This is a genomic window from Actinocorallia sp. API 0066, assembly GCF_020991275.1.
Lineage (GTDB): Bacteria > Actinomycetota > Actinomycetes > Streptosporangiales > Streptosporangiaceae > Actinocorallia.
Genome location: NZ_JAJLQY010000011.1, coordinates 91,254 through 117,020 on the forward strand (window position 1 = coordinate 91,254; position 25,767 = coordinate 117,020).

Below are 25,767 nucleotides of genomic sequence, written 5' to 3' on the forward strand. Positions count from 1 at the left end.
CGCCGCCTAGCGGACCTTGGGCAGCTCGCCGAACAGTTCGGAGACGAGCTCCCAGCGGTCGATGTCACAGCCGTTCTTGCGCGCGTAGGAGGCGTCCACCGGCTTGCCCTGGTAGGTGCCGGTGACGGTGCCCTGCTCCGGGCCGCCGTACAGCTCGGTGCACGCGGTGCCGGGCGGCGTGGGCTCGAACGCCTTGGGTCCCGAGGCGGCGAGCTGGGCGCAGGCGGCGGCGGGCTTCGGGTGGGTGCCGCCGGGCGGGTCACACTTCAGTGTCCACGTCTCCTCCTCGGCGCCGGGCGCCTTGGCGAGCGTGATGGTGAGTTCGGTCACGCCGGCGGCGCCGGGCCCCGCCGACGGCGAGGTGGTGACGGTGTCCTGCGAGTCGGGTGGCTGCGAACCACAGGCGGTGGCGGCCGTGAGGGCGGCGGCGAGCAGCAGGAGCTTCGCGGCGGTCCCGGGCGATGAGGTCCTCATGCGCGATTCGACGCGGGCCCTCCCGGCACGGTTCCATGGGTCCCGTGATGAATTTCGGCGGAGTGCCGGGCGTCGGCGTGACCGGGGTGCCGGACGGCGCCTACCTACTCGACGTCCGTGAGCAGGACGAATGGGACGCGGGCCATGCCCCGCAGGCCGTCCACATCCCGATGAGCGCGCTGAACCAGCGGGCGGGGGAGATCCCGCAGGACCGCGAGGTGTACGTGGTGTGCCGGGTCGGCGGGCGTTCGGCGCAGGTCGCGGCGGCGCTCAACAACGCGGGCTGGAAGGCGCTCAACGTGGAGGGCGGCATGCTCGCGTGGGCGGGCCACGGGCTGCCCGTGACGGCCGTGGGCGGCGGCGAGCCTTACATCGCCTGATCGGCGTGCGCCCGGGGGGTAAGGGAAGCGTCACCCCCCGGGCGTAGGGGATAAATGGGGCTGTGGGTACGATTCGCGACGAATAACCCACCGCGGGAGCTCGGAAACGGCCGGGCTGAGAGGGCGACCCGAGTCGCCGACCGCATGAACCTGTCCGGGTAATGCCGGCGTAGGGAGAAGTGCTCCTCGCATGTCCTCAAGCACGTCTACAGGCGCGCCCGAAAACGCGCCCGAGAAGGCCGGGCCCGCGCCCGCCGAAGCACCCCTCACCCTTGACGAACCCGCCCCCAGAGTCCTCTCGTTCTGGGACCAGAGCGCGTTCTGGGCGAACCTCGGCGTCAGCCTGTTCGCCTTCTCCGGCGCCTACACCGTGCTCGCGCCCAGCGTGGACGGGGTGCCGCAGCTCTCGATCGCGGCGGGCATCACCGCGATGATCATCGGCACCGTGGTCGGCGGGCTCATGCTCGGCCTCGCCGCGGTGACCGGCGCCCGCACCGGACGGCCCGCGATGGTCCTGCTGCGCGGCCTGTTCGGGGCCCGGCTCTCCTACGTGCCGACCGTGCTCAACGTCGTCCAGCTCATCGGCTGGGGCACGTTCGAGCTCGTCGTCATCTCCGACGCCGCCTACGAGCTGTTCGGCGGCGGCCCGCGCTGGGTCTACGTGCTGGCCGCCGGTGTGCTCACGACGGTCCTGACGATCTGGCCGCTCGGCTCGGTCCGGCTGTTGCGCCGGGTCGTCACCATCGCCGTGGTGATCGCGCTCGGCTGGTTCTACCTCCAGTTCTTCCGGGAGGGGCTGCCCTCCCTGACCGACAACCCCGGGCCGTCCGGGAGCGCGCCGTTCGGCTCCGACTGGAGCCTGTTCTGGCTCGCGACCGACGCGGCCCTCGCCGTCTCGATCTCGTGGGTGCCGCTCGCCGCCGACTACACCCGGCACTCACGCAGTGAGCGAGCCGCGTTCGGAGCGGCCAGCGGCGCCTACGCGCTGACCCAGATCATCGCCTACACGCTCGGACTCTTCGCGCTCGTCCTGGCCACCCAGGGCGGCGGCGTCTACCAGCCGTTCCTCTCGGTGACGCTGGGCGCGGTCTTCTTCTTTGTGTTCGTGCTGCGCGAGGCCGACCAGTCGTTCGCGAACGTGTACTCGACGGCGCTCTCGATCCAGAACCTCCTGCCCCGCGTGGACCGGCGCGTCCTCAGCATCGGGCTCGGCACCCTCATCACGGTGCTCGCCTTCTGGCTGACCATGGGCGACGACTACTACAACTTCCTCGCCCTCATCGGCTCGGTCTTTGTGCCGATGCTCGGCGTGCTGGCCGCCGACTTCTTCCTCGGCCGGGGACGGCACGGCTGGAACACCGCGCAGGACGCGCCGTCGCGCTGGTCGATGATCGCGGCGTGGGCGGGCGGCTTCACCGTCTACCAGCTCATCAACCCCGGCCACCTGGGCGCCTGGACCGACTTCTGGAAGGGCGCGCAGGAGGCGATCGGCCTGACGGTCCAGCCTTGGATGAGCGCGTCTCTGCTGTCGTTCCTCGTGGCGGCGGCGCTGGCTTTCGCCATCGGAAGGATCCCGGGCATACGGGAATCGGCCTAGCGCGGGGCGTCCGCCGCCCTTGATGGGACGATGGCGGGCGTGATGCTCCCAGACGAAGGCGGCCGGAACGCGCGTGAGGTGCTGGCCAGCGCGGCTGATCCGATCGTCGCCGTGGACACCGGCGGCCGGGTGATCCTCTGGAACCCGGCCGCCGAGCGGCTGTTCGGCTGGACGGCAGAGGAGATCGTCGGCCGGGTGCCGCCGATCGTCCCGGACGAGCTGACCGCCGAGCACCACGCGGTGCTGGAGCGCGTCAGATCGGCCGGGGCGCACGTGTCCATCGGGACGCGGCGGCGGACCAGGGCCCGCGACCTCATCGACGTCAGGATCGACACCAGCGCGCTGCGGGACGGCTCCGGCGCGCTCACCGGCTGGGTGTCGGTGTTCCACCCGGTCGCCGAGCCGGAGACGCGGGCCGTCGCGGAGAAGGCGCGGCTGGTCCGGCGGCTCAACGACATCCTCGGCGACCTCAACTCGGCGCTCGACCTCGACCTGGTGCTCGACCGGATCACCGCCGCGCTGGTCGAGCTGACCGGCGCGGACGCCGCCGCGTTCGTCCGGATCGAGGGGGCGCGGCTGCGCCTGGTCACGGCGCGCGGGCTGCCCGACGAGATGCTGGGCGCCTCGGTCGATCTGGAGCCGAGCCTCGTCACGGAGCTGCTCGACTCGGGACGGGCGGTGATGCTGGCGTCCGGGCCTCGGGTGACCGACCTCATCTGGCAGCGCCTGCCCGACCTGCACACGGTCGCCCTGGGCATGGCGCACCTGGGCAACCGGCCTTACGGCGCCCTGTACGCGTTGTTCGCCGGACGCACCACGGGCCACACCGAGCTGGAACTCCTGGAGTTGCTCGCGGGGCATGCGGGCGTCGCCGTAGGCAACGCCGTCGCCTATCAGGAGGTGGTCCGGCAGCGGGCGCACGAGCGCGCCGTCATCGACGCGAGCGCGGACGGCATCGCGGTGCTCGACACCGACGGCCTCGTCTGCCAGTGGAACCCGGCGGCGACCCGGATCACCGGACGGGACGCCGTCGCCGCGCACGGGGCCGGGCTGCCGTTCCCGTACTCGCCCGGCGAGACCGTCAGCCACCTGCTGCCGAACGGGACGTGGATCGACGTGCTCGCCGCGAAGATCGAGGAGACGGGCGAGATCGTGGTGGACTTCCGCGACGTCACCGCCGCGAAGGAGCTGGAGGAGTCCAAGGACCTGTTCCTGGCGACGACGGGGCACGAGCTGCGCACGCCGATCACCGTGGTGCAGGGGTTCGCCGAGACCCTCGTGACCCGCTGGGACGAGCTGCCGGACGCCGAGCGGCGGCGCGCCGTCGGGATGATCGCCGACCGGGGCAGGGCGATGGGCAGGCTTGTCGAGCAACTGCTGCTCGGCTCGCGGGCGGGCTCGGCGCGGCCGCCCGTCACGCCGGTGCCGTTCGACCTCGGGGGGCTGCTGCGCCGTGTCGTTCCGGCGTTCCGTACGCTGTCCCAGGCGCACCGATTGGAGTGCGCCGTGCCGGAAGACCTTCCTACAGCGTACGGGGACGTGCTGGCGACCGACATCATCGTCGGGCAGCTAGTGGAGAACGCCTACAAGTACTCGCCTGACGGCGGCCTCATCGAGGTCACGGCGGGTAGAGCGGGGGACAGGCTCGTGGTGACCATCGACGACGAGGGAATCGGCGTCGCCGACGGCGACCACGAGCGGATCTTCGAACGGTTCGTGCAGGGCGAGGCGGGGGACAGGCGTCGTTTCGGCGGCGTCGGGCTCGGCCTCTACATCGCCCGTCGGCTCGCGACGGCGCAGGGCGGCGACGTCACCGCGCACTCGCGGGCGGGCGGCGGAACGCGCATGCGGTTGACCGTCCCGATCGCGGATGTGACGGACGAAACGCGCGTGTGACGAATAACCGGGCGTGGCCGTGGAAAAGTCTCCGGTGTAGGGGCCGTGACCTTCGGGTCGGTCAGTCGTTGGACCGGGAAACCGCTGTTACGTCCTGGTTTCTGGCCGGGACATACGGGGCATTTCGGTCGGTAACAGAAGGTCAAGCGGATCGAGCAGAGGAGGTCCCGGCGATGAGCATCGTCCACCTGCCTCATTCCGCGGCCGGTGTCTCCGCGGTACGGCGCAGGCTCGTCCGCGAACTCCTCGCCTGGGGCGTCTCGGACGAGGTCGCCGACGACGCCGCGGTCATCGTGAGCGAACTGCTGAGCAACGCGCTCCGGCACGCCAGGCCGCTGCCCGGACCCGAGCCGCAGATCAAGGCGGCATGGGCGCGGATCGGCGACATCGTGGAGCTCTCCGTCTCCGACGGCGGGGCGATCACCGAGCCGCGCAAGGGCCAACCCGCGCTGTCGTCGCTGGGAGGCCGCGGCCTCGGCATCGTCGAGACCCTCTCCCAGGCGTGGGGGGTGCGCCGCGACGACCACGGCAGCACCGTCTGGGCCCACCTGCACGCGCCCTCGGTCTTCCCGCTGGACGCCGACGAGTTCGTCGACGCCTCGGACAGGGTGAACACCGGGGAAAGGTTCATCCAAGGAACGGGCACCCCCGTGCAAAATCTTTCCTGACCACCCGCTAGTGTCCTCTCCCAAGCTCGGGGTGCTGTCGTGCCCCCGTCGGTAGCACTCCGGGCAGCCAAGCTCCCCTTCCCGGGACGGCCTCCCGCGTCAGCGGTCGAGGGTCTCGGCGAGGATCCGGAACGTCGCGCAGGGCCAGCGGGTCATGCAGGTCCGGCAGCGGTGCAGCGGATGGTCCGGATCGCTCGTCAGGCCGCCGGAGCCGCGCGGCTGGTGCAGCTCCAGGACGCGCAAGGCCATCTCCGCGAGCGTCGCCACCTCCTCGCGGGCCTCGCCCAGGAACAGCAGGTCCTCGCGGCTCAGCCGGGCCCGCACCGGCACCTCGCCCTCACGGTTCACCAGGCGCAGCAGATAGGCGACAGTGACCCGCCAGGACGTGGACTTCTCCGCGCGGGCCCGCATCGCCTCCAGGCGGTCGCGCATCCGGGAGCGGGGCCGGTCGGGCTGCCGGTCGGGCTGCATCCTCACCGCCCCAGCTTCCCAAAGTCCGGCCCCGCGCGGGTCCCGATCCAGCAGATCGAACCTGGTGTTACCGCAGGTAGACCGGATCATCATCAACCGGCCGGGCGAATCACTCGGACTTGGTGATGACTGTCTGGCTACCTGGCTCGCGGGCCGATAGTGTGCCCGTCATGGAGCTTCAGGTCTCGACTGCATCTCAGGCAGGTCACGCCGTCGTCTCAGCCGTCGGTGAGCTGGACCTGTACACCGCGCCCAGGCTTCAGCAGGCCCTCCAGGCACTGCTGGGCGAACAGGAACTCGACAGGGTCGTCGTGGACCTGTCCGGAGTCGAATTCTGCGACTCGACCGGCATGAACGTCCTGCTGTCCGGCATGAAACGGGTCCGCGAACGCGGCGGCGTCTTCGAGCTCGCCGCGCCCCGCCCGGCCGTGCAGCGCATCCTCCAGGTGACCGGCCTGGACACCGTGTTCACCGTGCACGACGCGGTGCCCGCGCTCGACGCCACCTGACCGGCCGCGACACCGCGGCGCGGCGGGCCGCGCGGGCGCCGCGCGCCACTACGATCGCAGGCATGTCCGACGAAACGCCGCCCGGCACCGCAGTGGTGATCCCGGCCGCCAACGAGGCGGACCGGATCGCCTCGACCGTCAAGGCAGCCCGCGAGCTGCCCGGCGTCGATCTCGTCCTGGTCGTGGACGACGGGTCCGCCGACGCCACGGCGCGGGTCGCGCGCGAGGCGGGCGCCGACGTCGTCCGGCACGCGCGCAACCGGGGCAAGGCCGCCGCCATGGAGACCGGCGCGGAGGCCGTCGCCCTGCTCGACTCCCGCGACGGGATCTCCCCGCGTCACCTGCTCTTCCTCGACGCCGACCTGGGCGCCACCGCCGCCGACGCCGCCCCGCTGATCGAGCCGGTGCGGGCGGGCGAGGCCGACATGACCATCGCGGTCTTCGTCTCCCGGGTGAAGCTCGGCGGGCACGGGATCGTTGTCCGGCTCTCCCGCGACGGGATCAGGCGGGCCACCGGCTTCACCGCCACCCAGCCGCTCAACGGGCAGCGCTGCCTTACGCGGGCCGCCTTCGAGGCCGCGAAGCCGCTCGCCGCAGGGTTCGGCGTGGAGACGGCGCTCACCATCGACCTGCTCCGGCAGGGCTTCCGGATCCGTGAGGTCGAGGTGCCGCTCGCGCACCGCGCCACCGGCACCGACCTGAAGGCCCAACTGCACCGGGCCCGCCAGTTCCGCGACGTGGCGCGCGCGCTCGCCACCCGCGACCCGGTCGTCCGGGACGCGGCGGCGCGGCTGCGGCGTCGTTAACCGGCCGCCCTCCCCTGGCCATGGGCGTTTCCAGAGAAGCCGTCGAACCGGGCTCGCACTTCCCCTTGATGGTGCGCTTGGGTGGCATTGGTGTGGGTGCTGGACTTCTGGGCTTTATGGCACTGTCCGTCATGGGGCCTTCGGCGGTGCAGCCCGCGCTGGGGGGAGGGGCGGGGCCGCCTTGGGCTCTTGCTCTTGGGGTCGCGCCTTCGGTCGCTGTGGCCGTGCTCGCCTTGGCGATCGTGCTGTCGGGTCTGGGGTTGGGGCTCTGGATGCGGGGGTTGGCGCTCGGGTGGGCGCCCTCCTCCGGGCGGCTGGTGTGGGTGGGGGCGGTGGCGGCGCTCGCCTTCGCGGTGACGCCCCCGGTGGGTTCCAGTGATCACCTGAACTACGCGGCTTACGGGCACATGGCGGTGCTCGGCCTTGATCCGTACAGCACGACGGCCGAGGGGCTCGGGGCCGATCCGTTCGGGCTCGCGGTGCAGGAGTGGCGCGGGACGCCGTCGGTCTACGGGCCGATCATCACCTGGACGCAGGAGTTCGCGGCCTGGATCGGCGGCTCTGGGCCGGGGGCCGTGCGTACGACGGTGCTGGTGCTCTCGCTGATCAACGCGCTGGTGTTCGTGCTGGTCGGCCTGGTGCTGCGGCGGACGGCCCGGAGCGAGGCCGGACGGGCCCGCGCCGCGCTGTTGTGGTCGCTGAACCCGCTGCTGCTGTACCACCTCGTCTCCGGGGCGCACAACGACATGCTGGGCATCGGGGCGGCTGTTGTGGCGCTCGCGCTGTTCGCCTCGGGGACGTCCGCGCTGTGGCGGGCCTTCGGGACGGGCGCGCTCACCGGGGCCGCCGTCGCGATGAAGTTCCCGGCCGCGCTCGTCGGGGCCGGGCCCGCGTGGCGGTTGCTGCGGGGGCGGCGGCGGGCGGAGTTGGCCGCCTTGATCGCGGGGGCGCTGCTCGTCGCTGGGGGGGCCTACGCGGCTGTCGGGCCGCGCGCGCTCGACCAGGTGCGGGAGGCGTCCCAGTTCGTCTCGCTGGCCACGCCCTGGCACCTGGTGGCCGGGCGCGGCGGCGGGGTGCTCAACGTGGGGCTGTCGTCGGACTTCGTGCCGGTGCTCTCGCTGGCGCTGGCGTGCCTGCTGGCCTGGCTGCTGCTGCGGGCCCTGCCTCCGGGCGACGAGGCGGTGCGGATCGCCGCCGCGCTCGTCCTCGCCTGGCTGTTCGCCGCGCCCTACGCGCTGCCCTGGTACGACGGCCTGGCCTGGGCCGTCCTGGCGCTGCTGCCCGCGTCCCGCTTCGACGGGGTCCTGCTGGCCCGGACCGTCGCGCTGAGCCTCGCCTACCTGCCCGCCCGCGACCCGCGCCTGGCCGGGCTGCCCGAGGGCCTGCACTGGCTCGTGACGGGCCTGCGGGCCACCGTCATGCCCTTTGTGCTGGCCGGGGTTCTTGCGGCCCTGGTCTGGGCGTGCCTGGCTCGGCGTCCAGCTCCAGCGCCCGCACCGACGCCGCCAGCACCAGCGGTACCGCGAGGGTGAACACCAGGGCGGGGATGACCACACCCGAGTCGTTCATGAGCATCCCCACCAGGGTGACGGTGAGAACGGCGACGAGCGAGGGCGCGAAGGTAGGGCTGTACTCGTAAGCGCGGCCGAGCGCTGACGCCCGCCAAGCCGACGGCCTGGCCAACACCAGGAACAGGAAGAGCAGCGCGCTGATCGCCATCAGCGTGAACGGGAGATACCCGCCGAAACTGCGCAGCATCGCGCCTGTCTTGCGGGTGACGACCCCCCACGCCTCCCCGGCCGCGAGCTGCTCCCAGAACTTGCCCAGATGGGTCGGGTCGGCCCGCCGCGAGTCCAGGAACGCCAGGCCCAGCACCACGGCCGCGCCGAGCGCGCCCGCGAGCGCGACCCGCACCGCCGACACCCGCTGCCCGCCGACCTGGAGCGCCAGTACGGCGGTGCCGAGCAGGATCGCGATGACGCCGCCGAAGTCGCTGCCCCAGCCGGGCATGCCGTCGACGATCATCGCGCCGAGCCCGATCACGACGACCAGGGCCGCCGCCAGGCCGCGCCTGCCCTTGCGGACCAGGGGTTCGGCCAGCCAGGCGGCGGTGAGCATCGCGGCGGTCGCGAACAGGGCGAACGCCATATTTCCGAAGCCGTAGAACCGGCCCGCTACCAGCGCCGTGTAGCCCATGAACGCGTTGAGCTGGAGGTGCGAGCCCGTCACGACGTCAATGCCCAGCACCGCGACGGTGATCGCCGCGATGACCAGGCCCGAGCCCGTCAGCGAGCGCCGCCACGGCCCGGCCAGCGCGAGCCCGGTGACCAGCGCCGTCGCGGTGGCCACACAGACGGCCAGGGAGACCACCGGATGGTCCGAGCGCCACCAGGGGACCAGGTTGGCCAGATACGTCGCCACGGGCGCCGCCGCGCCGCCCAGCGCGACCACACGGGTCAGCGCGAGGACACGGCGGCGGTCGAAGGCACGGCGGCGCAGGGCGAACGCCGCGAAGCCGTACAGGAGGAGCTGAGCGGCCAGCAGGACCACAAAGAACGCGCCGGACAGGTCCCTGATCGCCTGGGCCGCGACGTCCTCGTCGTGCAGCACGTCGGCCTTCTGCGCGGCCGCGTCCGGCGAGGGCGCCGCCGTCCAGGACGCGCCGACCATGCCGGACGGCTGCTGGAGGCCCAGCACGGACAGGACCGTCGAGCTGAGGTCCGTCAGGGTCACCAGGCCGCGCCTGCGGGTCGAGGAGCTGGTGAGGTAGCCGGGAGCGAAGCCGGGGCCTGACGCGATCGCCACGTGCAGGTGGGGGTCTCCGGTCGTGTCGGCGAGCCCGGCCACCAGGACCGTCGCGTGCGCGGGCAGCCTGCCGAGGATCGCGGCGATCCTGGTGTCGGCGGCGGCGGCGGCGTCGGCCCGGTCCAGCGGGGCGGGCTCGACCTGCTCGCCGTCCTCGTCCACGCCCGCCTCGACGTACACGCGGTGCACGTCGTCGATGTCGACCATGGTCACCGCGCACCGGGACCAGTCCTCGACCTCCTCCGGGAGCGGCGCGTAGCCGTCGACGTGGCCGCGTTCGTCGGCCGCGCCCAGGGCCGCGCCCGCGCCCACCGCGCGGGTGCAGCCGCCCGACTGCTTGATCTTCGAGCCGAGCAGGCCGACCTTCGCCTGGTAGGACGTGGTCCGGTTGTCGGCGGCGATCTCCGCCCAGCCCGGCACCGTCGCGCCGCCTCCGGGCGCCGCCTGCGGCTGCGGCGGCAGCGCACAGGCCCCGTGCTCCAAGCGCGCGCGCTGGCCCGCCGACACCGTCAGCCAGCCGTCTATCGGGCACGTCCGGGTGGTCGTGGTGCGGATCGACAGGGACGCGGCGGCGTGCTCGCCCGCGAGCCGCCACAGGGTAGGGGTGCCGCCCGCCGACAGGTCGTCCCACTGGAGGCCGGGCACACCGAGCACGATGACGGGGGCCCCGCCTTGTGTCTCGGCCGCTGCGGGGGCGGGCAGCGCGACGAGCGGGACCAGCGCCGCGACCAGCGCGAGGAGCAGCAACCGTCCCGCTGTGGCGGCGTCCCGGCACTTCACCCGCCAGCGGGTCACGGCACCTCCCAGGGGGCCCAATCGGACGCTCGCCCCCAGGTTAGTGGTCGTCTTGCGCCAGGATGGACCCATGGCCGGACCCTGGAGACGCCCCCTCGCGACCGTAGGCGGCCTGCTGATCGCGGGCGCCTCCCTGTATCCGCTCGCCGCGCGCTGGCTCACCAACCCCGTGGACCAGCGGCTCGTTGACCTCGACGTCTACCGGACGGCCGGGCAGACCGTGCTGGACGGGGGCTCCGTCTACGACTTCGTCACACAGGCCCCCCAACTGCTCCCCTTCACCTACCCGCCCTTCTCGGCGCTGCTCGCCGTCCCGCTGGCGTGGCTCTCCTGGCCGGTCGCGCAGGTGGCGATGATCCTCGCGGTCTTCGCGGCGCTCGCCGTCTCGGTGTGGTGGGCGTTCCGGCCGCTGATCGCCAGGGCGGGCGCGTGGGGGCCGCTGGTGTTCGGCGGGCTCGTCGCCGCGCTGACGCTGCCGCTGCCCGTCCACGACCAGCTCAGGTTCGGCCAGGTCGGGCTGTTCCTCCTCGCCCTGTGCGCCGTGGACTGCCTCGCGCCGCGCACCTACTGGCCGCGCGGGCTGCTCGTAGGGCTCGCCACCGCCTTCAAGCTGGTGCCCGGGGTCTTCCTGATCTACTTCCTCGTGACGCGTAGGCGCGAGGCGGCGGGGAACGCCGTCGTGACGGCCGCCGGGGCGACCCTGATCACGTTCGCCGTCCTCCCCCGCGACTCGGTCGACTTCTGGTTCGGGGCGCTGCTCACGAGCGACCGCGTGGGCTCCAACCTGGGCACTTCCAACCAGTCGATCCGGGGCATGCTGCTGCGGCTCTACTGGCCGGACGCGGTCACCTCGCTCGTCTGGCTCGCCGCCGTCGCGCTGGTCGCCGCCGTCGGGTTCCACTACGCGCGGCGGCTCTCGCTGCTCGGCGCGTCCGGATCGCTCTCCCCGGCCAACGCCTGGTCGGCCGAGACGGCCGGGATCGCCGTCGCGGGGCTGCTCGCCGTCCTGCTGTCGCCCGTCGCCTGGATCCACCACCTCGTGTGGATCGTGCTGGTCGTCGGCGCTTTGGCGGGCGACGGGCGCAACCTCCGGCGCTGTCTCGCCGCCGTCGTCGTCTGGCTGTACTACGTGCTGCAGATCCCGTGGTGGGGGACCAGGCACATCCAGGGCTGGAAACCGCTCTGGGAGCAGGCCGGGGGCCGCGTCATGCAGAGCTCCTACGGGCTCGGCGCGCTCGCGTTGGTGCTGGTCCTGGGTGTCTGGCTGGTGAACGAAATGTGGCGGGAAACACCCCCACGCCGCCGTGAAGCGGCTCAGGAATCCCCGGTCATGGGTACGCTCACCCCGTGATGCTTATCACCGTAGCCGTCGCGGGCGCGCTCACCGGGATCACCGGCCTGTGCGTCGCGCTCGTCGCGCGCAACCGGGTCAACCGGGTCGTCGAGGAGTGCGCCGACGTCCTGCGCCGGCAGATGCAGACCGCCACAGGGGTGGACAAGAAGGCGCTCAGGGATCTGGCGATCGTGCGGTACGACGCGCTCGCCGAGATGTCGGGCCAGTTGTCGTTCTCGCTCGCCGTGCTCGACGCGGCCGGCGACGGCGTCGTCATCAGCTCGATCAACGGCCGCAGCGAGACCCGCACCTACGCCAAGGTCGTCCAGGGCGGCCACAGCCCGCAGATGCTCTCCCCCGAGGAGGAGCACGCGCTCCGGGCCGCCAGGCTCGGCCGTGGGCCCGTGGTGGAGCTCGACGACCCGCTCGCCGACTTCGGCACGCCGGTCGGCACCTGAGCGGGCGCACCACTCGGTTACCCTTCTGTTTTATGCCCGACCGTTACGCCTACCTGGGCCCCGAAGGAACCTTCACCGAAGCCGCGCTGCTCACCCTGCCGGGTGCCGCGCAGGCCGAGCGGGTGCCCTACACGACAGTCCCCGCCGCGCTCGACGCCGTGCGCAACGGGTTCGCCGACCGCGCCGTCGTGGCCCTGGAGAACTCCGTCGAGGGATCGGTGCCCACCACCCTGGACGAGCTGGCGACGGGCGAGCAGCTCCAGATCGTCTCCGAGATCCACCTGCCGGTGGAGTTCGCGCTGCTGGTGCGGCCCGGCACCACGCTGGACGACATCAAGACCGTCGCCTCGCACCCGCACGCGCAGCCGCAGTGCCGCCGCTGGCTCGCCGCGCACGTGCCGGACGCCGAGTGGCGGGCCGCGACCTCCAACGCCGAGGCCGCCCAGCACGTCGCGGACGGGCTCTACGACGCGGCGCTCGCCGGATCGTTCGCCGGTGCCCGGTACGGGCTGAGCGCGTTGGCGTCGAAGATCCACGATGTGGAGGGGGCCGTCACCCGGTTCGTGGAGCTCGCCCGTCCCGTGCGGCCGCCCGCGCGGACCGGACGCGACCGCACCACCGTCGTCGCCTACATCAGGGACGACCACGCGGGCGCGCTGCTCCAGATCCTCCAGGAGTTCTACGTCAGGGGGATCAACCTGACGCTGATCCAGTCACGGCCTACCGGGGCCGGGCTGGGCTCCTACCTGTTCTGGATCGACTTCGAGGGCCACGTCGAGGACGCCCGCGTAGGCGAGGCGCTCATGGGGCTGCGCCGGGTCTGCGCCGAGGTCCGGTTCGTCGGCAGCTACCCGGCCGCTGACGGGGTGCGTCCGGTGGCGCGGTTCGGCACCGCCGACGAGGACTTCGCGGCGGCCTCGGACTGGCTCGCCGACATCCGCGGCGGCGCGGCTTGATCATCCGACGCGAGCTGCCCTCGGACGTCGCAGCGGTCCGCGACGTCGTGGCGGCGGCGTTCGGCGGCCCCCACGCGGCCGAGGCGCCGCTGGTGGACGCGCTCCGCGCCGACCCGGCCTGGATCCCCGCGCTGTCGCTCGTGGCCGAACTGGGCGGCGACGTCGTCGGGCATGTGCTCTGCACCCGTGGCCACGCCGGTGACGTCGCGGCGCTCGGCCTGGCGCCGCTCGCCGTCCGGCCCGACGTGCAGCGCTCCGGGGTCGGCTCGGCGCTCATGCACGCGGTGCTGGGCGCCGCCGACGCGCGGAACGAGCCGTTCGTGGCGCTGCTGGGCGATCCCGACTACTACGCGCGGTTCGGGTTCGTGCCCGCCTCCGACGTCGGCGTGTTGGCGCCCGATCCGTCGTGGGGCGTGCACTTCCAGGTGCGCACCCTGTACACGTTCACCCCGGGTGACCTGGGGGAGTTCGCCTACGCTCCGCCCATCATGCGGCTCTGAGGTTACCGGTAGGTACGATCGGCGCCATGGGCCTGGAGACGGCGATCAGCGGGGGCGTGGCGACGGTGACGATCGCCCACCCCGCCAAACGCAACGCGATGACGGCGGCGATGTGGCGAGAGCTACCCGACCTCCTGGCGGTGCTCGCCAAGGACCCGGCCGTGCGCGCGCTCGTGCTCACCGGCCAGGGCGAGCACTTCTGCGCGGGCGCCGACATCACCGAACTGGCCTCGATCAACGCGACCGGCGACGCCAACCTGTCGTCGCGGGCCGAGGACGCGCTCGCCGCGTTCCCCGCGCCGACGATCGCGGTGATCCGCGGGTTCTGCGTGGGCGGCGGCTGGCAGCTCGCCGGGGCCTGCGACCTGCGCTTCGCCGACCCGGGCGCCCGGTTCGCGATCACCCCCGCCAAGATCGGCATCGTCTACCCGCCGTCGGCGCTGCGGCGGCTCGTCGCCCTGGTCGGGCCCGCCGCCGCCAAGCACCTGCTCTACTCGGCGGATCTTGTGGACGCCGCTCACGCGCTGCGTATCGGATTCGTCCAGGAGATCGCCGACGACCTCGAAGGCAGGGTCGCCGCTTTCCTCGACGTGCTGCTCTCGCGCTCCCAGTTCAGCCATGAGGCGGCGAAGGACATCATCGACGGGTTCGTCGACGGGTCCATGACACCGGAGCGCCTGGAGGGCTGGCAGGCGGACTCGCTCTCCGGGCCGGACGCCGCCGAGGGCGTCGCGGCGTTCCTGGAGCGGCGGCCTCCGGCGTTCACGTGGACGCGTGCCTGAGGCCGTCAAGGGGCCGGTTTCCCGGGTGACGGGAAGGCGACACGCGAGGGGTGTGTGGGGTTGCCTGTGTTCCAGGATTTTTCTGCGAATCCTGGTATAACGAAGATCTCTTTACTTTTGCGCGTTTCGTACGTTCCGTACTCCCCCCTTCCGGAGGATCCGTTGCGCATCTTCGCGGTCCCCGTCGGCATCGCCCTCATCGCCGGCGGTCTCGCCTTCGCCCCGCCCGCCTACGCCGCGGTCGGCACGGCCATCACCATCCGGGTGGACGAGGCGCCGAAGTACATCGGCGACTCGGTCACCGTCAGCGGCAAGCTCACCCGCACCGGCGGCGCCGCGCTGCCCAGCCGGGACATCCTCGTGAACGTCGCGGGCAAACGCACCATCGTCAGGACGAACACGCAGGGCCTGTACATCGCCGAACTCGTGGTGCCGCGCAGTGGCGCGTACACCGCCGAGTACCTCGGTGACACCGCCTACGACGAGTCCACCCGGGCGACGCCCTACTACCCCGTCCACTACCGGACGGGCATCGACGAGTTCACGGCCTCGCCCAAGCCCGTCGCGCAGAACAAGCCGGTGAACATCGCGGGCCGCGCCTTCCGGGTCGGCCTGAAGGGCAAGGAGGCGCTCACCGGCGCTTCCGTCGACCTGCACTTCTCCGGCGACGGCAAGAACTGGAGCTACGTCGGCACCTCCGCCCTCGACGCCAAGGGCAGGTTCCGCTTCGCCCCGACCGTAGCCCAGGACGGCACCTGGTACGTCGTCCTGGAAGCCAACCCCACCCCCGACGGCTGGACCCGAACCCAACGCTCCGTCTGGATCGACTCCCGCTACCCAACCCGCCTCTCGGTCGCCGCCACCCCCAAGAACGTCAAGAAAAACGCCAAGGTCCGCCTACACGGCGCCCTCGGCCACCGCGTAGACGGAGTGTGGCGCCCTCTAGGCAAGGTCCGCGTCACCGTCTACTTCAAGCCCAAGGGCGGCAAGTGGCGCTCCCAGGGCACCGCCTGGGTCTCCGCCAACGGCAAGTACAGCAAAAAGTTCAAAACCCCCCGCGACGGCTGGTGGCGCACCGTGTACCAGGGCAACGGCGCCAACTTCAAGGTCACCAGCAAGAACGTCTGGGTGAACGTCCTCTAACCCCCGACCCCGGGAGGCGGATCGGCGCGCGACCCGCCTCCCGGCCCTCGGGCGCCTCCCGGGCCCGACTTCGCCGGGAGCGCCCGATCCCGCGACCCTGTGGATAACTCGACGCGGCTGGGGGGTGGGGGGCGATAACCTCGGGGTTGTGATTGATCTGCGAGCCCTTCGAGATGATCCCGAGCGTGTGCGTGTGTCGCAGCGTGCGCGGGGTGAGGACGCGGCGGTTGTCGACTCTTTGTTGGGGTTGGACGAGCGGCGGCGTGCGGCGCTGACCAGGTTCGAGCAGTTGCGTGCGGAGCAGAAGAGTTCCGGCAGGCTCGTGTCCAGGGCGCAGGGGGAGGAGAAACAGGAGCTGCTGGCGCGGGCCAAGGAGCTGGCGCAGGCCGTCAAGGAGGCGGACGCCGAGGCCGACGTGCTCGGGGCGGAGCTTGACGCGCTGCTGCGCTCGGTGCCGAACGTCATCGAAGAAGGCGCGCCCGCCGGTGGTGAGGACGACTACGTGGTGTTGGAGACCGTCGGGGAGATCCCGTCGTTCGACTTCACCCCGCGCGACCACCTGGAGCTGGGCGAACTGCTCGGCGCCATCGACATGGAGCGCGGCGCGAAGGTGTCCGGCTCGCGGTTCTACTTCCTCACCGGCGTCGGCATGCTGCTCCAGTTGGCGCTGCTGAACCTGGCGATGGAACAGGCGGTCGCCGCCGGGTTCGTCCCGATGTACGTGCCGGTGCTCGTCAAGCCGGAGACGATGGAGGGCACCGGGTTCCTGGGCAACCACGCGCCCGAGGTCTACCACCTGCCCGCCGACGACCTCTACCTCGTCGGCACCGCCGAGGTCGGCCTCGCCGGGTACCACATGAACGAGATCCTGACCGACCTGCCCAAGCGGTACGCAGGGTGGTCGAGCTGCTTCCGGCGCGAGGCGGGCTCCTACGGCAAGGACACCCGCGGCATCATCCGGGTGCACCAGTTCGACAAGCTGGAGATGTTCTCCTACGTCGATCCGGCTGACGCGCACGCCGAGCACCTGCGCCTGCTGGAGTGGGAAAAGGAGATGCTCGCCAAGGTCGAGCTGCCCTACCGGATCATCGACACCGCCGCGGGCGACCTCGGCTCCAGCGCCGCCCGCAAGTTCGACTGCGAGGCGTGGATCCCCACCCAGGGCACCTACCGGGAGCTCACCAGCACGTCGAACTGCACGACCTTCCAGTCGCGCCGCCTGTCGATCCGGCACCGGGACGCCGAAGGCAAGCCCCAGCCCGTCGCCACCCTCAACGGCACCCTGGCGACGACCCGGTGGATCGTCGCGATCCTGGAGAACCACCAGCAGGCCGACGGCTCCGTCCGGGTGCCCGAGGCGCTGCGCAAGTACCTGGGCCGCGAGGTGCTGGAACCCGTCCGCTGAAGAGCGAGCGCTGAGGAACGCGTGCCGTCAGCCGGGCTGTGTTCATCGGCCCGGGTGCCGGGCTCAGCGGCCGTCCAGGAGGTGTTCCAGGACGGCGGCGACGCCGTCGCCGTCGTTGTCGGCGGGGGTGCGGGCCGGGATCGCGGCGAGCACCGCCGGGTGCGCGTTCGCCATCGCGTACGGGCGGCCCGCCCACGTCAGCATCGGCAGGTCGTTGGGCATGTCGCCGAACGCGACGACGTCCGAGGCGGTGACGCCGCGCGCCGCGCAGTACTCCTCAAGCGCGGTCGCCTTGGTGACGCCCAGCGCGCTGATCTCCAGCAGCGACCTGCTCGACGCGCGGGTGATCGTCACGAGGTCGCCGACGGCCTTGGCAGCGTGGCTCATCAGCGCGTCCGGGTCGGCCCCCGGATGCAGCCCGAGCAGCTTGGTCGCCGGACGGGCGATCAGGCCCGTGTCGTCGACGGCCTCGCCGCCCATCGCGGTGAGATCCCAGCCGCCGCGCTGGTAGCGGGCCTCGAACACGAACCCCTCGCCGTACTCGACGGCGAACCGCAGCTCCGGCAGCTCCGCCCGCAGCCGGGCGATCACCTCCGCGAGCGTCGCCTCCGGGATCGTCTTGCGGCTCAGGATCCGCTCGGCGCGCAGGTCGTACAGCACCGCGCCGTTCGCGCAGATCGCCTGCCCTCGGTTGCCGATCGCCTGCGCGACCGCGCTCATCCAGCGCGGCGGACGGCCGGTGACCATGAGCACGGCGAGCCCGGCCGCCTCGGCGCGGGCCAGTGCCGCCACGGTGCGGGGGGAGACGGAACCGTCCGAGCGGACGAGGGTGCCGTCGAGATCGGTGGCGATGAGCTTCATGGTCCAGCGCGGGGGCCGCCGCCGTGCGGCCGCGGCCCCCGCGTCACTCCTTACAGGTACGGGCCGTTCGTGCCGCGGTCGTCCTCGTGCAGGCCGGGCGGGGCCATGCCCGCGGGCAGCGCGCGGCGCATCTGCTCCAGCTGTGCCCGCGCGGCCATCTGCTGGGCGAACAGCGTCGTCTGGATGCCGTGGAAGAGGCCCTCCAGCCAGCCGACGAGCTGGGCCTGGGCGATCCGCAGCTCCGCTTCGCTCGGCACCTCCGTGGCGAACGGCAGTGACAGCCGCTCCAGCTCCTCGACGAGCTCCGGCGCGAGACCGTCCTCCAGCTCCTTGATCGACGAGGTGTGGATCTCCTTGAGCCGGACCCGGCTCGCCTCGTCCAGCGGGGCGGCCTTGACCTCTTCGAGGAGCTGCCGGATCATGCCGCCGATCCGCATGACCTTGGCGGGCTGCTCGACCATCTCGGTGAGGGGGCGGTCGTCGTCCCCATCCTTGCCGCCGGCGTCGTGGGATTCCCCGATCTTGCCGGGTCCGACGATCAGCACGTGCGGCTCCTGCTCCTGTTCGCTCATGACTCCCCAGTCTCCAACAAGATCTTGCCGAAGTGGCCACTGTCCTCCAGGACGCGGTGCGCCTCGGCGGCCCGGGACATCGGCACCACCCGGTCCACGACCGGGCGGACGGCCCCGGCTTCGATCAGCGGCCACACGTGTTCGCGGACCGAGCTGACGATCCGCGCCTTGTCCTCCAACGAGCGGGCGCGCAGTGAGGTTGCGTGGACCTCGCCACGCCGGGTGAGCAGTTTGCCGAGGTCGAGTTCGCCGCGGGTGCCGCCCTGCATCCCGATGACCATCAGACGGCCGCCCGTCGCCAGCGCCGTGACGTTCCGGTCGAGGTACTTGGCGCCCATGTTGTCGAGGATCACGTCGTACGTGCCGGAGGCGACAAAATCTTCCGTCCGGTAGTCGATCGTGAGGTCGGCGCCGAGCTCACGGCACCGCTTCCCCTTCTCTGGCGTGCCCACCGTGCAGGCGACGTACGCGCCGGTGGCCTTGGCGAGCTGGATGGCCATCGTGCCGACGCCGCTGCCGCCGCCGTGGACGAGGAACCGTTCGCCGTGGCTGAGGCGGCCGTCCAGGAAGACGTTGGACCACACGGTGCAGACGACCTCGGGCAGCGCCGCCGCCTCGACCAGCGAGACGCCCGTGGGGATGGGGAGGAGCTGGCCCTGGGGGACGGCCACCTTCTCGGCGTAGCCGCCGCCCGTCAGGAGGGCACACGCCTCGTCGCCGACCCGCCAGCCGGTGACGCCGGGCCCCACGGCCGTGATCCTTCCGGAGGCTTCGAGGCCGGGGTAGGGCGAGGCGCCGGGAGGAGGGTCGTAGAAGCCCATCCGTTGGAGGACGTCCGCGCGGTTCACCGCGCTGGCGGCCACCTCCAGCAGGACCTCGCCCTCTCCGGGGACGGGGTCGGGCGCGCCGGTCCAGGTGAGCACCTCGGGGCCGCCCGGCCCGGTGATGGAGATCGCTTGCATGTCCTCACGCTATCCATCCGCGAGCACGACGGACGCGGGGCCCGCTATCGTGGTGTTCGCCACTGGAGGGTTCGCATAGTGGACGAGTGCAGACGCCTTGAAAGCGTCCGGGCCTTCGCGGGTCCCATGGGTTCGAATCCCATACCCTCCGCCACCGGAGAAGCCTGCCGACCTGCGTGAACGCGCAGGTCATGGCCTTTTTGCCGCCTCTGGGTGGTCAGTTGTTGAGGATGCGGCGGAGGTAGAGGTCGGGTTTTGTCAGGTAGCGGCGGAAGTGGTCGGTGAGGGGGAGTTCCTCCCATGAGGAGGGGCGGATGCCGTGCTCTCCCAGTTCCAGGATCTGCGCTCCGGGCAGGGCGGTCAGGACCGGGGAGTGGGTGGCGCAGATGATCTGTGCTCCGGCGCGGGCGAGGCGGTCCATCTGGGCGATCAGGTTCAGGCAGGAGGTGAATGACAGGGCGGCCTCGGGTTCGTCCATCAGGTAGAGGCCGGGCCGGGTGACCATGGCGTCCAGGACCGTCATGAGGCCCTCGCCGTGGCTTTGCTCGGTGAGGTCGGCATCCCAGAAGCCGTACCTGCCGGAGACGTTCTGGGCGAGATTGAACAGGGTCTCGGCGCGGAGGAAGAAGCCCGCTCGTCTGCTGCGCGGCCCGGTGAGCAGCTTCAGGCCCGCGCTGGTGAACTCGCCGCGCAGGGCTTGGCCGAGCGGGGTTCGCGCGCCGGTACTCGAGTATCTGGTGCCGGCCTTGCCGCCTTCGGAGCTGATCCCGCACAGGTCGGCGACGGCCTCGACGAGGGTGGACTTGCCGGAGCCGTTCTCGCCGACGAGGAAGGTGACGGGACGCGGGAGTTCCAGGCCGTCCGCGGCGAGCTGGGCGACGGGCGGCAGCGTGAAGGGCCATTCCCGTTGCGGGGGGTCGTCCAGGAAGAGGCGGGTCAGGTACATCGGCGGCTTTCCGGGGCGAGGATTTTCTCGGCCGCTGCGTGGAGCGGTAGCACGAGGTCGGGGTAGTCGCCGTCGCTGGCGCGTCGTAGCAGGTGGCTGATGGCGCACAGTTGGGCGTACTGGCCCTCGGGCGAGTCCAGGACGTCGGCGAAGACCTGGTGGACGCGGTGTGCGGTCGGCGGGATCAGCAGGCTGTGGCAGTACAGGCTGGCGGCCCCGTATCCGGCAGGGGCGCGGCCCCAGCTCTCCCAGTCGAGCAGCCACAGCGTCGGCGTGGTGATGTTGGACCATTGCAGGTCCATGTGCTCGGTGGCCCAGGAGGGTTTGAACCGCTCGGCCCGGACGCCGAAGAACAGCCGTAGATCGGGGGTGTACCAGCCGGGGTTCTCGCCGCCGCGATGCGTCGGGTGGACGCTGAGGGCGTCCACCGCGGCCCGCAGGTCGGCCCACCATGTGTCGGGGGCGGTGAAGGGCGTTCGTAGTTCGGCGGTGGGCGAGCAGGCCCGGTCGGGCACGTAGGTCATCAGTTCGGCGCGGTCGATCACGTTGTCGTCGTCCCACTCGGTGTGGGCGATCAGGGACGGTTTGCGGATGCCGGGCATGTCGGCGGCGTCCTGGTTGCCGGTCCAGTCGTCGCTTTCGGTCCATTCCCGGCGTTCGGCGGTGGCCCGCAGCCACAGCCGGGTCCCGTCCTTGGTCGCGGGTGCGCCGATGGTGCGGTCCCGCCAGCCGAACACCGCCTCCGGGGTGTCGGCGTCCACGCTCACGCCGAGCCGCGCGGCCCCGTCAGCGAGGATCCGCCGCAGAAACCGGCGCTGCCCCGATTCGCTCTGATCGTCGGACACGGCTGGCCACGGCCTCCTTCGATCACCGGGTGGGCCTGCACTGGTTGGGCTTGCAGTTCTTATCAGGGTTGCACAGTGTGTCCTTCGGATGGCACGGGCCACAGGAGTACTTCGGAGCGCAGTGCTGGGGCTCGCGCTTTCCTGGCCTGGGGAAGTGCGCGCGGCGGTTTCTTGGCCCGGCCTGACCGAGGAACCGCGACGACCCCCGGCAGTGCTCGCTGCTGGGGGTCGTCACGTGCGTTTGTCAGGCGAGGTCGCCGGTGCGGATGCGGGCGGTCAAGCGCGCGAGGTCGTGGCGGGACACGCTGAGGTGGGTCCGCTCGGGGTGCTTGGAGTCTCGGATGCCGACGCGTCCGGCCTCGTGCAGGTCGGCGAGTTCGAGGCAGGCGTCGTTGCCCGTCGCGCTGTAGGAGGACTTACGCCAGTTGAGTGCCTTGAGCATGGCCTGGGCTCCCTGTGTGGTGTGGGTCAGGAGTCGAGGTCGCCGGTGCGGATGCGGGTGGTGAGACGGGCGAAGTTGTGGCGGGGGACGCTGAGGTGGGCGTGTTCGGGGTGCTTGGAGTCGCGGATGGCGACGGCTCCGGCCTCGTGCAGGTTGGCGAGTTCGACGCAGTTCGGGCCGTCCGGTGTGCTGTGGGACGACTTACGCCAGTTGAGTGCCTTGAGCATGGCCTGGGCTCCCTTTGCGGTGTGGGTCAGAGGTCGAGCGCGCCGGTGCGGATGCGGGCGGTGAAGCGCGTGAGGTCGCGGCGGGGCACGCTGAGGTGGGCGAGGTCGGGGTGCTTGGAGTCCCGGATGCCGACGCGTCCGGCCCCGTGCAGGTCGGCGAGCTCGACGCAGTTCTGGCCGTTCGGTGTGCTGTGGGAGGACTTGCGCCATTGGGGGTGGGGCATGGGCTGGACTACTCCTTGAGACCGGAAGGAGAGAGATTCTCGGGGTCAGGGTAATCCGGGGGGTGGAAGGTTGGGTGTTTGGTGGCCGGTGCAGGTCAGGGGTGGTCGAGCCTGCTAGGTGTTCGATGGGTGTTCGACTAGCTTGGACTTGCTCGTCATGGCCTGGACGGGTGCACGCAGCGGCCCCCGGCAGTCCTAGCTACCGGGGGCCGCTGGCGTTGGATCAGAGGTCGAGTGATCCCGTGCGGATGCGGGCGGTCAGGCGGCCCAGGTCGCGGCGGGAGACGCTCAGGTGAGCGAGGTCGGGGTGCTTGGAGTCCCGGATACCGACGCGTCCGGCCTCGTGCAGGTCGGCGAGTTCGACGCAAACATCGTTGCCCGTCGCGCTGTAGGAGGACTTACGCCACTGGAGACGAGGCTGGTGCATGGCCTGGACTACTCCTTGATGATCGCGGTGATGAGCGCCGCTGAGTCCTCTGGGGACAGTGCGGCGTCTGCGGCTTGCGAGTACACCAACCTACAGCGCCGTACCTGCTCAACGTCCTCGATGTAGTGACCTCCCGGCACGGTTTCGACGTAGACCGTGTCCAGCTCGATCGGTGAGTCGAACTCGAAGATCACCATGCCGCCCTCACCGAACGTCCGGTAATGGGCGCGCTCGATGGGAATGACCCTGATGTCGATGTTGGGCCGCTCCGCGTCGGTGAGGAGCCGTTCGAGTTGGCGGCGCATCACCGTGTGGCCGCCGATCGGTCGGCGCAGCACCTCTTCGGTGAGGATGACGTCAAGATGCGGCGCTTTCTCCTTGAGAAGGATCGCCTGCCGCGTCAGCCGTGCCTGAAGCCGTAGATCAGTCTTCTTCGGGTCAGGCGACCCTTGCGAAATGAGTTCCTGCGCGTAGTCCGGCGTCTGGAGGAGGCCGGGGATACCTTCCTTCTGGAGCGCGAGGATCCTGTTGGCCGCGTCTTCCAGGTCGGCGTAGGAACCGCCGAGGATCTCGCCGAAGGGGACCCACCAGCCGCGTTGGCGGACCTGGCGGGTCAGTTCGAGGAGCGCCAGGCGGAACGCGTGGTCGATGCCGCCGTAAATGCCGAGGATGCGTGAGACGTCGGAGACCGTCGGGGTCGTGGCCCCCGTCTCGAAGCGATTGAGTTTGGACTTCTGCCAGCCGAGGGTCGCTGCCGCCTGCTCGGTATTCAGCCCTGTAGGTGCGCGTAGTTTGCGCAGCTCCGACGCTAGTTTCCGCTGACGGACGGTCGGTCCCTGTTCCTTCGCCATGGCACAGAGTTTTCCACGGTCGCGCTGTGTCGCCGCGCCGTGTTGGCCAGGTTAGGCCAAGATCAGATGAGAAATCTCATCGCAGACCAGGAAAACCTATTGAACACTGGGTCTCGACACCGCTGAGAGTAGCGGTCCGACAACGTTAGGGAGTGTGATTGGGATGAGCCGGTCTGGCCTGGACCTCGTCGGTTACATCCACGTGCGGCCCGATCAGACGATGCCTCGTCGTGCCCGGTCGTGGGTGGCGGATCTTGTGGCGCAGCACGGCTGCGGGGACGACGTCCTGGACACGGTCCGGGTGTTGACGTCCGAGCTTGCGACGAACGCGTTGCGGCACGGGCCGCAGGGTGAGGAGCACAGGGTTCGGGTGGCGCTGTTGCGTGACCCGAAGGGGCTCCGGGTCGAGGTCAACGATCGGGGTACGGGGGTTCCCCGGTCGCGCGACGCCGACACGGCCGACGAGGACGGGCGCGGCCTCTTCCTCGTCGCCGCCCTGGCCAGCGCCTGGGGGCACTGTCCCGGTTACGACGGCGGCACGACCGTCTGGTTCGAGCTCGACACCTAGACCGCGTCGGCGGCCCGGCGCGCCGCCGACGTGGGCGTCCGGGTGCGGGCGTGGGCCGTCGCCGCATGAATCCTTGGAGGTATCTGTGACAGATCATCCGCCCAGTGGTCATCCGCTTACCCGTGGCTGTCCCGTTGACTGTCTTGTCCCGCATATCGCTGTGTTCGGGGGTGCGGGCAATGGTGGGCGGGTGGTGGTGGCGGTGAAGCATGCCGGGTGTCGGACGGTGGGTGATGTGGCCGATCGTGTCGCTGCCGGGAGGCTGACTCGGGTGGGGGGTGTGGGTGAGAAGGTTCTCGGCTGGACGGTCGCTGTTCTGGCCGAGCACGGGATCGTCGGCCTGCCTGCCCCGGACGTTTCGCAGTCCTGTGCTGATGTCTCGCCGTTGGGGGCTGCTGTGTCGGTCGGGTTGCGGGCACGTCTGACGGCGCTGCTTGTCGGTGAGGGGCTGCTTGATCCGGCGTTCGGCACGGTGGCGGTGTCCCGTACTCATCACAGCCGGGATTGCGCGATCGACTGCCTTGCCCCTGAGGTGGGGCATGGTCTTGTGGCGCCGTTGCGTGCGCATGGCCTGGTCACCCTGGGCGATGTCATCGACCTGGCCCAGGGGCACGGCGTCGATCTCACCTCGGTGCCTGGGATCGGGGGCCATCACCAGCAGCAGATCCGTGACCTTTTGCGGGAGTGGGGATTTCTGCCGCGCCCGTCCGAGTCTCCCTGCCGGGATGACGGGCTGGCTGGCGTCATTGATCGGCTCGAACGTATCGAACGTCATCTCGCCGACCTTGTCGCGGCGTCCAGGAAGGAATAGCGCGTGCCGCTCGATCACCCGTTGGGTGCCGACTGTGAACTGGCCTGTCTGGCCGTGCTCGTGAATGAGCACTCGTCTCGGAGTGGCCCTGGGAACGGTGCCCGTGTCGTCAACGCGGCGCGGCGTGAAGGGTGTGTGACCGTCGGGCACGTCGCGGTGCTGGCGGCCAGTGGCGAACTGCGCGACCTGCGTAACGTCGGGCCGGTCAGTTTCGCCGCCGTCACCGAGATCCTGGCCGAGCACGGTATGGCCGTTGCCCCGCCTGACCCGTGGCAGCAACTCATGCTGCAGCGCATCGCCAGGATCGAGCGGCTCCTAAGCGAGTGCCTGCCCACCCTCTCGCCCGCCCCCTCTCGGAAGGACTAGCGTGCACCTGGATTCGCACGCCGAACCCCACCCTGTCGGTCGTGACTGTCTGGTCGCGTGTATGACCGCCGATATCGAGCGGCACAGCGAGAGCGACGGGCGCGGTCTGGGCCCCCGCGTGGTGCGTCTGGCGCGGCAGGCCGGTATCCACAACGTCGGCCAGCTCGTCGCCGCGGTGATCGCGGGTCGTCTGGACGTTGTGCGGGGAATCGGGCCCCGGGCGATCCTCGCCGTTCGGGCCGCGCTCGCCGACCACGGTCTGGATCCTCTCCACACGCGGGACTGTCCTATCGACTGTCTCGGTGACGTCCTTGGCGGGCGGACTGTCACTGTGCTGCGTGCCTACGGTCTGCCGACCCTCGGGCACGTTACCGACCTTGCGGGTACACCCCATCCTGACGGGGATCGTCTCCTGGCCGTGCCGCAGATCGCGGCGGCCACCTCGGCCCGGATCCGGAACGTGCTACGGGACTGGGGCCTGCTGCCGCCCGAACCCACGCCCATCGACCCGCCGGGCGCCTGGGCACCCTCGGTCATGGAACGGCTGGGCCAGCTCGAACGCCAGGTAGCCGCTCTGCTCGCAGGGAAGGAGGGCGGGGCGTGACCTCGGCGGGGCTGGTCGCCGCCTTCGTCCTCCTGCCGTTCGCCACCGTCATCCTGGCCGGGATCACCGCCGCCCACCTCGCC

General features: G+C 71.1%; 31 protein-coding genes, 1 tRNA gene and 1 riboswitch. Of the genes, 19 read left to right on the forward strand and 13 right to left on the reverse strand.

The features are described 5' to 3' along the window. Positions 1 to 6: 6 nt before the first annotated feature. Positions 7 to 474 (reverse strand): SSI family serine proteinase inhibitor, encoded by a 468-nt coding sequence (locus LO762_RS25455; RefSeq protein WP_230618544.1) that lies wholly within the window; start codon positions 472 to 474, stop codon positions 7 to 9. 47 nt (positions 475 to 521) lie between these two features. Here LO762_RS25455 and LO762_RS25460 point away from each other — a divergent pair, with 47 nt between their 5' ends. From LO762_RS25460 to LO762_RS25475, 4 genes are all read left to right on the forward strand, one after another. Beyond that, complete coding sequence (locus tag LO762_RS25460) at positions 522 to 854, forward strand: rhodanese-like domain-containing protein (RefSeq protein ID WP_230618545.1); 333 nt, start codon at positions 522 to 524, stop codon at positions 852 to 854. An 82-nt stretch (positions 855 to 936) separates the two neighbouring features. Beyond that, a riboswitch (TPP riboswitch) is annotated at positions 937 to 1,047 on the forward strand. Beyond that, a complete protein-coding gene (locus tag LO762_RS25465; protein WP_230618546.1) occupies positions 1,045 to 2,451 on the forward strand; it encodes a cytosine permease in 1,407 nt (468 codons plus the stop codon). It overlaps the preceding riboswitch by 3 nt. Positions 2,452 to 2,493: 42 nt before the next feature. Beyond that, positions 2,494 to 4,347, forward strand: coding sequence for a PAS domain-containing protein (locus LO762_RS25470; protein WP_230618733.1), 1,854 nt, complete (start codon positions 2,494 to 2,496; stop codon positions 4,345 to 4,347). Positions 4,348 to 4,520: 173 nt separating this feature from the next. Further along, positions 4,521 to 5,015 carry an ATP-binding protein gene (locus LO762_RS25475; RefSeq protein WP_230618547.1) on the forward strand — a complete coding sequence of 165 codons (495 nt, stop codon included), beginning with the start codon at positions 4,521 to 4,523 and terminating at the stop codon, positions 5,013 to 5,015. Positions 5,016 to 5,114: 99 nt separating this feature from the next. Here the strand turns inward: LO762_RS25475 and LO762_RS25480 are convergent, their stop codons facing one another. Then, positions 5,115 to 5,486: a hypothetical protein gene (locus tag LO762_RS25480; protein ID WP_230618734.1), complete on the reverse strand. Its 372-nt coding sequence runs from the start codon at positions 5,484 to 5,486 to the stop codon at positions 5,115 to 5,117. 170 nt (positions 5,487 to 5,656) lie between these two features. Between LO762_RS25480 and LO762_RS25485 the strand changes: the two genes are divergently transcribed. From LO762_RS25485 to LO762_RS25495, 3 genes are all read left to right on the forward strand, one after another. After that, positions 5,657 to 5,995, forward strand: coding sequence for an STAS domain-containing protein (locus LO762_RS25485; RefSeq protein ID WP_230618548.1), 339 nt, complete (start codon positions 5,657 to 5,659; stop codon positions 5,993 to 5,995). A 62-nt stretch (positions 5,996 to 6,057) separates the two neighbouring features. Next, positions 6,058 to 6,801 carry a glycosyltransferase family 2 protein gene (locus LO762_RS25490; protein WP_230618549.1) on the forward strand — a complete coding sequence of 248 codons (744 nt, stop codon included), beginning with the start codon at positions 6,058 to 6,060 and terminating at the stop codon, positions 6,799 to 6,801. 224 nt (positions 6,802 to 7,025) lie between these two features. After that, positions 7,026 to 8,333: a hypothetical protein gene (locus LO762_RS25495; protein WP_230618550.1), complete on the forward strand. Its 1,308-nt coding sequence runs from the start codon at positions 7,026 to 7,028 to the stop codon at positions 8,331 to 8,333. Here LO762_RS25495 and LO762_RS25500 read toward each other — a convergent pair. Then, positions 8,218 to 10,401, reverse strand: a complete 2,184-nt coding sequence (locus LO762_RS25500) for a hypothetical protein (protein ID WP_230618551.1) — start codon at positions 10,399 to 10,401, stop codon at positions 8,218 to 8,220. The genes LO762_RS25495 and LO762_RS25500 overlap by 116 nt on opposite strands. A gap of 70 nt (positions 10,402 to 10,471) precedes the next feature. Here LO762_RS25500 and LO762_RS25505 point away from each other — a divergent pair, with 70 nt between their 5' ends. The 7 genes from LO762_RS25505 to serS all read left to right on the forward strand — a co-directional run bounded on the left by LO762_RS25505 (position 10,472) and on the right by serS (position 16,978). Then, positions 10,472 to 11,752 (forward strand): glycosyltransferase 87 family protein, encoded by a 1,281-nt coding sequence (locus LO762_RS25505; protein ID WP_230618552.1) that lies wholly within the window; start codon positions 10,472 to 10,474, stop codon positions 11,750 to 11,752. Beyond that, complete coding sequence (locus tag LO762_RS25510) at positions 11,752 to 12,192, forward strand: DUF4446 family protein (protein WP_230618735.1); 441 nt, start codon at positions 11,752 to 11,754, stop codon at positions 12,190 to 12,192. The genes LO762_RS25505 and LO762_RS25510 overlap by 1 nt, the downstream gene beginning before the upstream one ends. 32 nt (positions 12,193 to 12,224) lie before the next feature. After that, complete coding sequence (gene pheA, locus LO762_RS25515) at positions 12,225 to 13,148, forward strand: prephenate dehydratase (protein WP_230618553.1); 924 nt, start codon at positions 12,225 to 12,227, stop codon at positions 13,146 to 13,148. Then, complete coding sequence (locus LO762_RS25520) at positions 13,145 to 13,648, forward strand: GNAT family N-acetyltransferase (protein ID WP_230618554.1); 504 nt, start codon at positions 13,145 to 13,147, stop codon at positions 13,646 to 13,648. The genes pheA and LO762_RS25520 overlap by 4 nt, the downstream gene beginning before the upstream one ends. 26 nt (positions 13,649 to 13,674) lie before the next feature. Continuing rightward, on the forward strand, positions 13,675 to 14,430 hold the full coding sequence (locus LO762_RS25525; protein WP_230618555.1) for an enoyl-CoA hydratase/isomerase family protein: 756 nt from the start codon (positions 13,675 to 13,677) through the stop codon (positions 14,428 to 14,430). Between the two features lie 162 nt (positions 14,431 to 14,592). Next, a complete protein-coding gene (locus LO762_RS25530) occupies positions 14,593 to 15,573 on the forward strand; it encodes a hypothetical protein (protein ID WP_230618556.1) in 981 nt (326 codons plus the stop codon). A 148-nt stretch (positions 15,574 to 15,721) separates the two neighbouring features. Continuing rightward, positions 15,722 to 16,978, forward strand: coding sequence for a serine--tRNA ligase (serS, locus tag LO762_RS25535; protein ID WP_230618557.1), 1,257 nt, complete (start codon positions 15,722 to 15,724; stop codon positions 16,976 to 16,978). Positions 16,979 to 17,041: 63 nt separating this feature from the next. Here the strand turns inward: serS and LO762_RS25540 are convergent, their stop codons facing one another. The 3 genes from LO762_RS25540 to LO762_RS25550 are packed head-to-tail and all read right to left on the reverse strand — an operon-like array spanning position 17,042 to position 19,373. Further along, the gene (locus LO762_RS25540) at positions 17,042 to 17,839 is read right to left on the reverse strand and encodes an HAD family hydrolase (protein ID WP_230618558.1); all 798 of its coding nucleotides are present in this window, start codon (positions 17,837 to 17,839) and stop codon (positions 17,042 to 17,044) included. A gap of 50 nt (positions 17,840 to 17,889) precedes the next feature. After that, on the reverse strand, positions 17,890 to 18,411 hold the full coding sequence (locus LO762_RS25545; RefSeq protein WP_230618559.1) for a bacterial proteasome activator family protein: 522 nt from the start codon (positions 18,409 to 18,411) through the stop codon (positions 17,890 to 17,892). After that, the gene (locus LO762_RS25550) at positions 18,408 to 19,373 is read right to left on the reverse strand and encodes an NAD(P)H-quinone oxidoreductase (protein ID WP_230618560.1); all 966 of its coding nucleotides are present in this window, start codon (positions 19,371 to 19,373) and stop codon (positions 18,408 to 18,410) included. Before LO762_RS25550 ends, LO762_RS25545 begins: the two co-directional genes overlap by 4 nt. A 64-nt stretch (positions 19,374 to 19,437) precedes the next feature. Between LO762_RS25550 and LO762_RS25555 the strand changes: the two genes are divergently transcribed. Next, positions 19,438 to 19,527: transfer RNA gene (locus tag LO762_RS25555), tRNA-Ser, on the forward strand. Positions 19,528 to 19,590: 63 nt separating this feature from the next. Here the strand turns inward: LO762_RS25555 and LO762_RS25560 are convergent. The 7 genes from LO762_RS25560 to LO762_RS25590 all read right to left on the reverse strand — a co-directional run bounded on the left by LO762_RS25560 (position 19,591) and on the right by LO762_RS25590 (position 23,335). After that, positions 19,591 to 20,319: an AAA family ATPase gene (locus LO762_RS25560; protein WP_230618561.1), complete on the reverse strand. Its 729-nt coding sequence runs from the start codon at positions 20,317 to 20,319 to the stop codon at positions 19,591 to 19,593. After that, the gene (locus tag LO762_RS25565) at positions 20,310 to 21,164 is read right to left on the reverse strand and encodes an aminoglycoside phosphotransferase (RefSeq protein ID WP_230618562.1); all 855 of its coding nucleotides are present in this window, start codon (positions 21,162 to 21,164) and stop codon (positions 20,310 to 20,312) included. Before LO762_RS25565 ends, LO762_RS25560 begins: the two co-directional genes overlap by 10 nt. A gap of 244 nt (positions 21,165 to 21,408) precedes the next feature. Continuing rightward, positions 21,409 to 21,606, reverse strand: a complete 198-nt coding sequence (locus LO762_RS25570; protein ID WP_230618563.1) for a DUF397 domain-containing protein — start codon at positions 21,604 to 21,606, stop codon at positions 21,409 to 21,411. 26 nt (positions 21,607 to 21,632) lie between these two features. Then, positions 21,633 to 21,833: a DUF397 domain-containing protein gene (locus tag LO762_RS25575; protein WP_230618564.1), complete on the reverse strand. Its 201-nt coding sequence runs from the start codon at positions 21,831 to 21,833 to the stop codon at positions 21,633 to 21,635. Between the two features lie 26 nt (positions 21,834 to 21,859). Further along, positions 21,860 to 22,057 (reverse strand): DUF397 domain-containing protein, encoded by a 198-nt coding sequence (locus LO762_RS25580; RefSeq protein ID WP_230618565.1) that lies wholly within the window; start codon positions 22,055 to 22,057, stop codon positions 21,860 to 21,862. Between the two features lie 223 nt (positions 22,058 to 22,280). Further along, positions 22,281 to 22,484 (reverse strand): DUF397 domain-containing protein, encoded by a 204-nt coding sequence (locus tag LO762_RS25585; RefSeq protein WP_230618566.1) that lies wholly within the window; start codon positions 22,482 to 22,484, stop codon positions 22,281 to 22,283. Between the two features lie 8 nt (positions 22,485 to 22,492). After that, the gene (locus LO762_RS25590) at positions 22,493 to 23,335 is read right to left on the reverse strand and encodes a helix-turn-helix transcriptional regulator (RefSeq protein ID WP_230618567.1); all 843 of its coding nucleotides are present in this window, start codon (positions 23,333 to 23,335) and stop codon (positions 22,493 to 22,495) included. Between the two features lie 163 nt (positions 23,336 to 23,498). Between LO762_RS25590 and LO762_RS25595 the strand changes: the two genes are divergently transcribed. The 4 genes from LO762_RS25595 (at position 23,499) to LO762_RS25610 (ending at position 25,684) form a co-directional block, all read left to right on the forward strand. Beyond that, positions 23,499 to 23,903: an ATP-binding protein gene (locus LO762_RS25595; protein ID WP_230618568.1), complete on the forward strand. Its 405-nt coding sequence runs from the start codon at positions 23,499 to 23,501 to the stop codon at positions 23,901 to 23,903. Positions 23,904 to 24,183: 280 nt separating this feature from the next. Continuing rightward, positions 24,184 to 24,714, forward strand: coding sequence for a hypothetical protein (locus tag LO762_RS25600; RefSeq protein ID WP_230618569.1), 531 nt, complete (start codon positions 24,184 to 24,186; stop codon positions 24,712 to 24,714). 3 nt (positions 24,715 to 24,717) lie between these two features. After that, complete coding sequence (locus tag LO762_RS25605; protein WP_230618570.1) at positions 24,718 to 25,080, forward strand: hypothetical protein; 363 nt, start codon at positions 24,718 to 24,720, stop codon at positions 25,078 to 25,080. Positions 25,081 to 25,141: 61 nt separating this feature from the next. Next, positions 25,142 to 25,684 (forward strand): hypothetical protein, encoded by a 543-nt coding sequence (locus tag LO762_RS25610; protein WP_230618571.1) that lies wholly within the window; start codon positions 25,142 to 25,144, stop codon positions 25,682 to 25,684. The last annotated feature ends 83 nt before the right edge of the window (positions 25,685 to 25,767 follow it).

What these genes read in the sequence shown, in the direction of transcription:
- LO762_RS25540 (WP_230618558.1), bottom strand. Translation starts at nt 17,839, where the DNA reads ATGAAGCTCATCGCCACCGATCTCGACGGCACCCTCGTCCGCTCGGAC.
- LO762_RS25465 (WP_230618546.1), top strand. Translation starts at nt 1,045, where the DNA reads ATGTCCTCAAGCACGTCTACAGGCGCGCCCGAAAACGCGCCCGAGAAG.
- LO762_RS25560 (WP_230618561.1), bottom strand. Translation starts at nt 20,319, where the DNA reads ATGTACCTGACCCGCCTCTTCCTGGACGACCCCCCGCAACGGGAATGG.
- LO762_RS25455 (WP_230618544.1), bottom strand. Translation starts at nt 474, where the DNA reads ATGAGGACCTCATCGCCCGGGACCGCCGCGAAGCTCCTGCTGCTCGCC.
- LO762_RS25480 (WP_230618734.1), bottom strand. Translation starts at nt 5,486, where the DNA reads ATGCAGCCCGACCGGCAGCCCGACCGGCCCCGCTCCCGGATGCGCGAC.
- LO762_RS25475 (WP_230618547.1), top strand. Translation starts at nt 4,521, where the DNA reads ATGAGCATCGTCCACCTGCCTCATTCCGCGGCCGGTGTCTCCGCGGTA.
- LO762_RS25585 (WP_230618566.1), bottom strand. Translation starts at nt 22,484, where the DNA reads ATGCACCAGCCTCGTCTCCAGTGGCGTAAGTCCTCCTACAGCGCGACG.
- LO762_RS25485 (WP_230618548.1), top strand. Translation starts at nt 5,657, where the DNA reads ATGGAGCTTCAGGTCTCGACTGCATCTCAGGCAGGTCACGCCGTCGTC.
- LO762_RS25505 (WP_230618552.1), top strand. Translation starts at nt 10,472, where the DNA reads ATGGCCGGACCCTGGAGACGCCCCCTCGCGACCGTAGGCGGCCTGCTG.
- pheA (WP_230618553.1), top strand. Translation starts at nt 12,225, where the DNA reads ATGCCCGACCGTTACGCCTACCTGGGCCCCGAAGGAACCTTCACCGAA.
- LO762_RS25610 (WP_230618571.1), top strand. Translation starts at nt 25,142, where the DNA reads ATGACCGCCGATATCGAGCGGCACAGCGAGAGCGACGGGCGCGGTCTG.
- LO762_RS25575 (WP_230618564.1), bottom strand. Translation starts at nt 21,833, where the DNA reads ATGCTCAAGGCACTCAACTGGCGTAAGTCGTCCCACAGCACACCGGAC.
- LO762_RS25580 (WP_230618565.1), bottom strand. Translation starts at nt 22,057, where the DNA reads ATGCCCCACCCCCAATGGCGCAAGTCCTCCCACAGCACACCGAACGGC.
- LO762_RS25590 (WP_230618567.1), bottom strand. Translation starts at nt 23,335, where the DNA reads ATGGCGAAGGAACAGGGACCGACCGTCCGTCAGCGGAAACTAGCGTCG.
- LO762_RS25570 (WP_230618563.1), bottom strand. Translation starts at nt 21,606, where the DNA reads ATGCTCAAGGCACTCAACTGGCGTAAGTCCTCCTACAGCGCGACGGGC.
- LO762_RS25545 (WP_230618559.1), bottom strand. Translation starts at nt 18,411, where the DNA reads ATGAGCGAACAGGAGCAGGAGCCGCACGTGCTGATCGTCGGACCCGGC.
- LO762_RS25595 (WP_230618568.1), top strand. Translation starts at nt 23,499, where the DNA reads ATGAGCCGGTCTGGCCTGGACCTCGTCGGTTACATCCACGTGCGGCCC.
- LO762_RS25525 (WP_230618555.1), top strand. Translation starts at nt 13,675, where the DNA reads ATGGGCCTGGAGACGGCGATCAGCGGGGGCGTGGCGACGGTGACGATC.
- LO762_RS25510 (WP_230618735.1), top strand. Translation starts at nt 11,752, where the DNA reads ATGCTTATCACCGTAGCCGTCGCGGGCGCGCTCACCGGGATCACCGGC.
- LO762_RS25490 (WP_230618549.1), top strand. Translation starts at nt 6,058, where the DNA reads ATGTCCGACGAAACGCCGCCCGGCACCGCAGTGGTGATCCCGGCCGCC.
- LO762_RS25460 (WP_230618545.1), top strand. Translation starts at nt 522, where the DNA reads ATGAATTTCGGCGGAGTGCCGGGCGTCGGCGTGACCGGGGTGCCGGAC.
- LO762_RS25470 (WP_230618733.1), top strand. Translation starts at nt 2,494, where the DNA reads ATGCTCCCAGACGAAGGCGGCCGGAACGCGCGTGAGGTGCTGGCCAGC.
- LO762_RS25550 (WP_230618560.1), bottom strand. Translation starts at nt 19,373, where the DNA reads ATGCAAGCGATCTCCATCACCGGGCCGGGCGGCCCCGAGGTGCTCACC.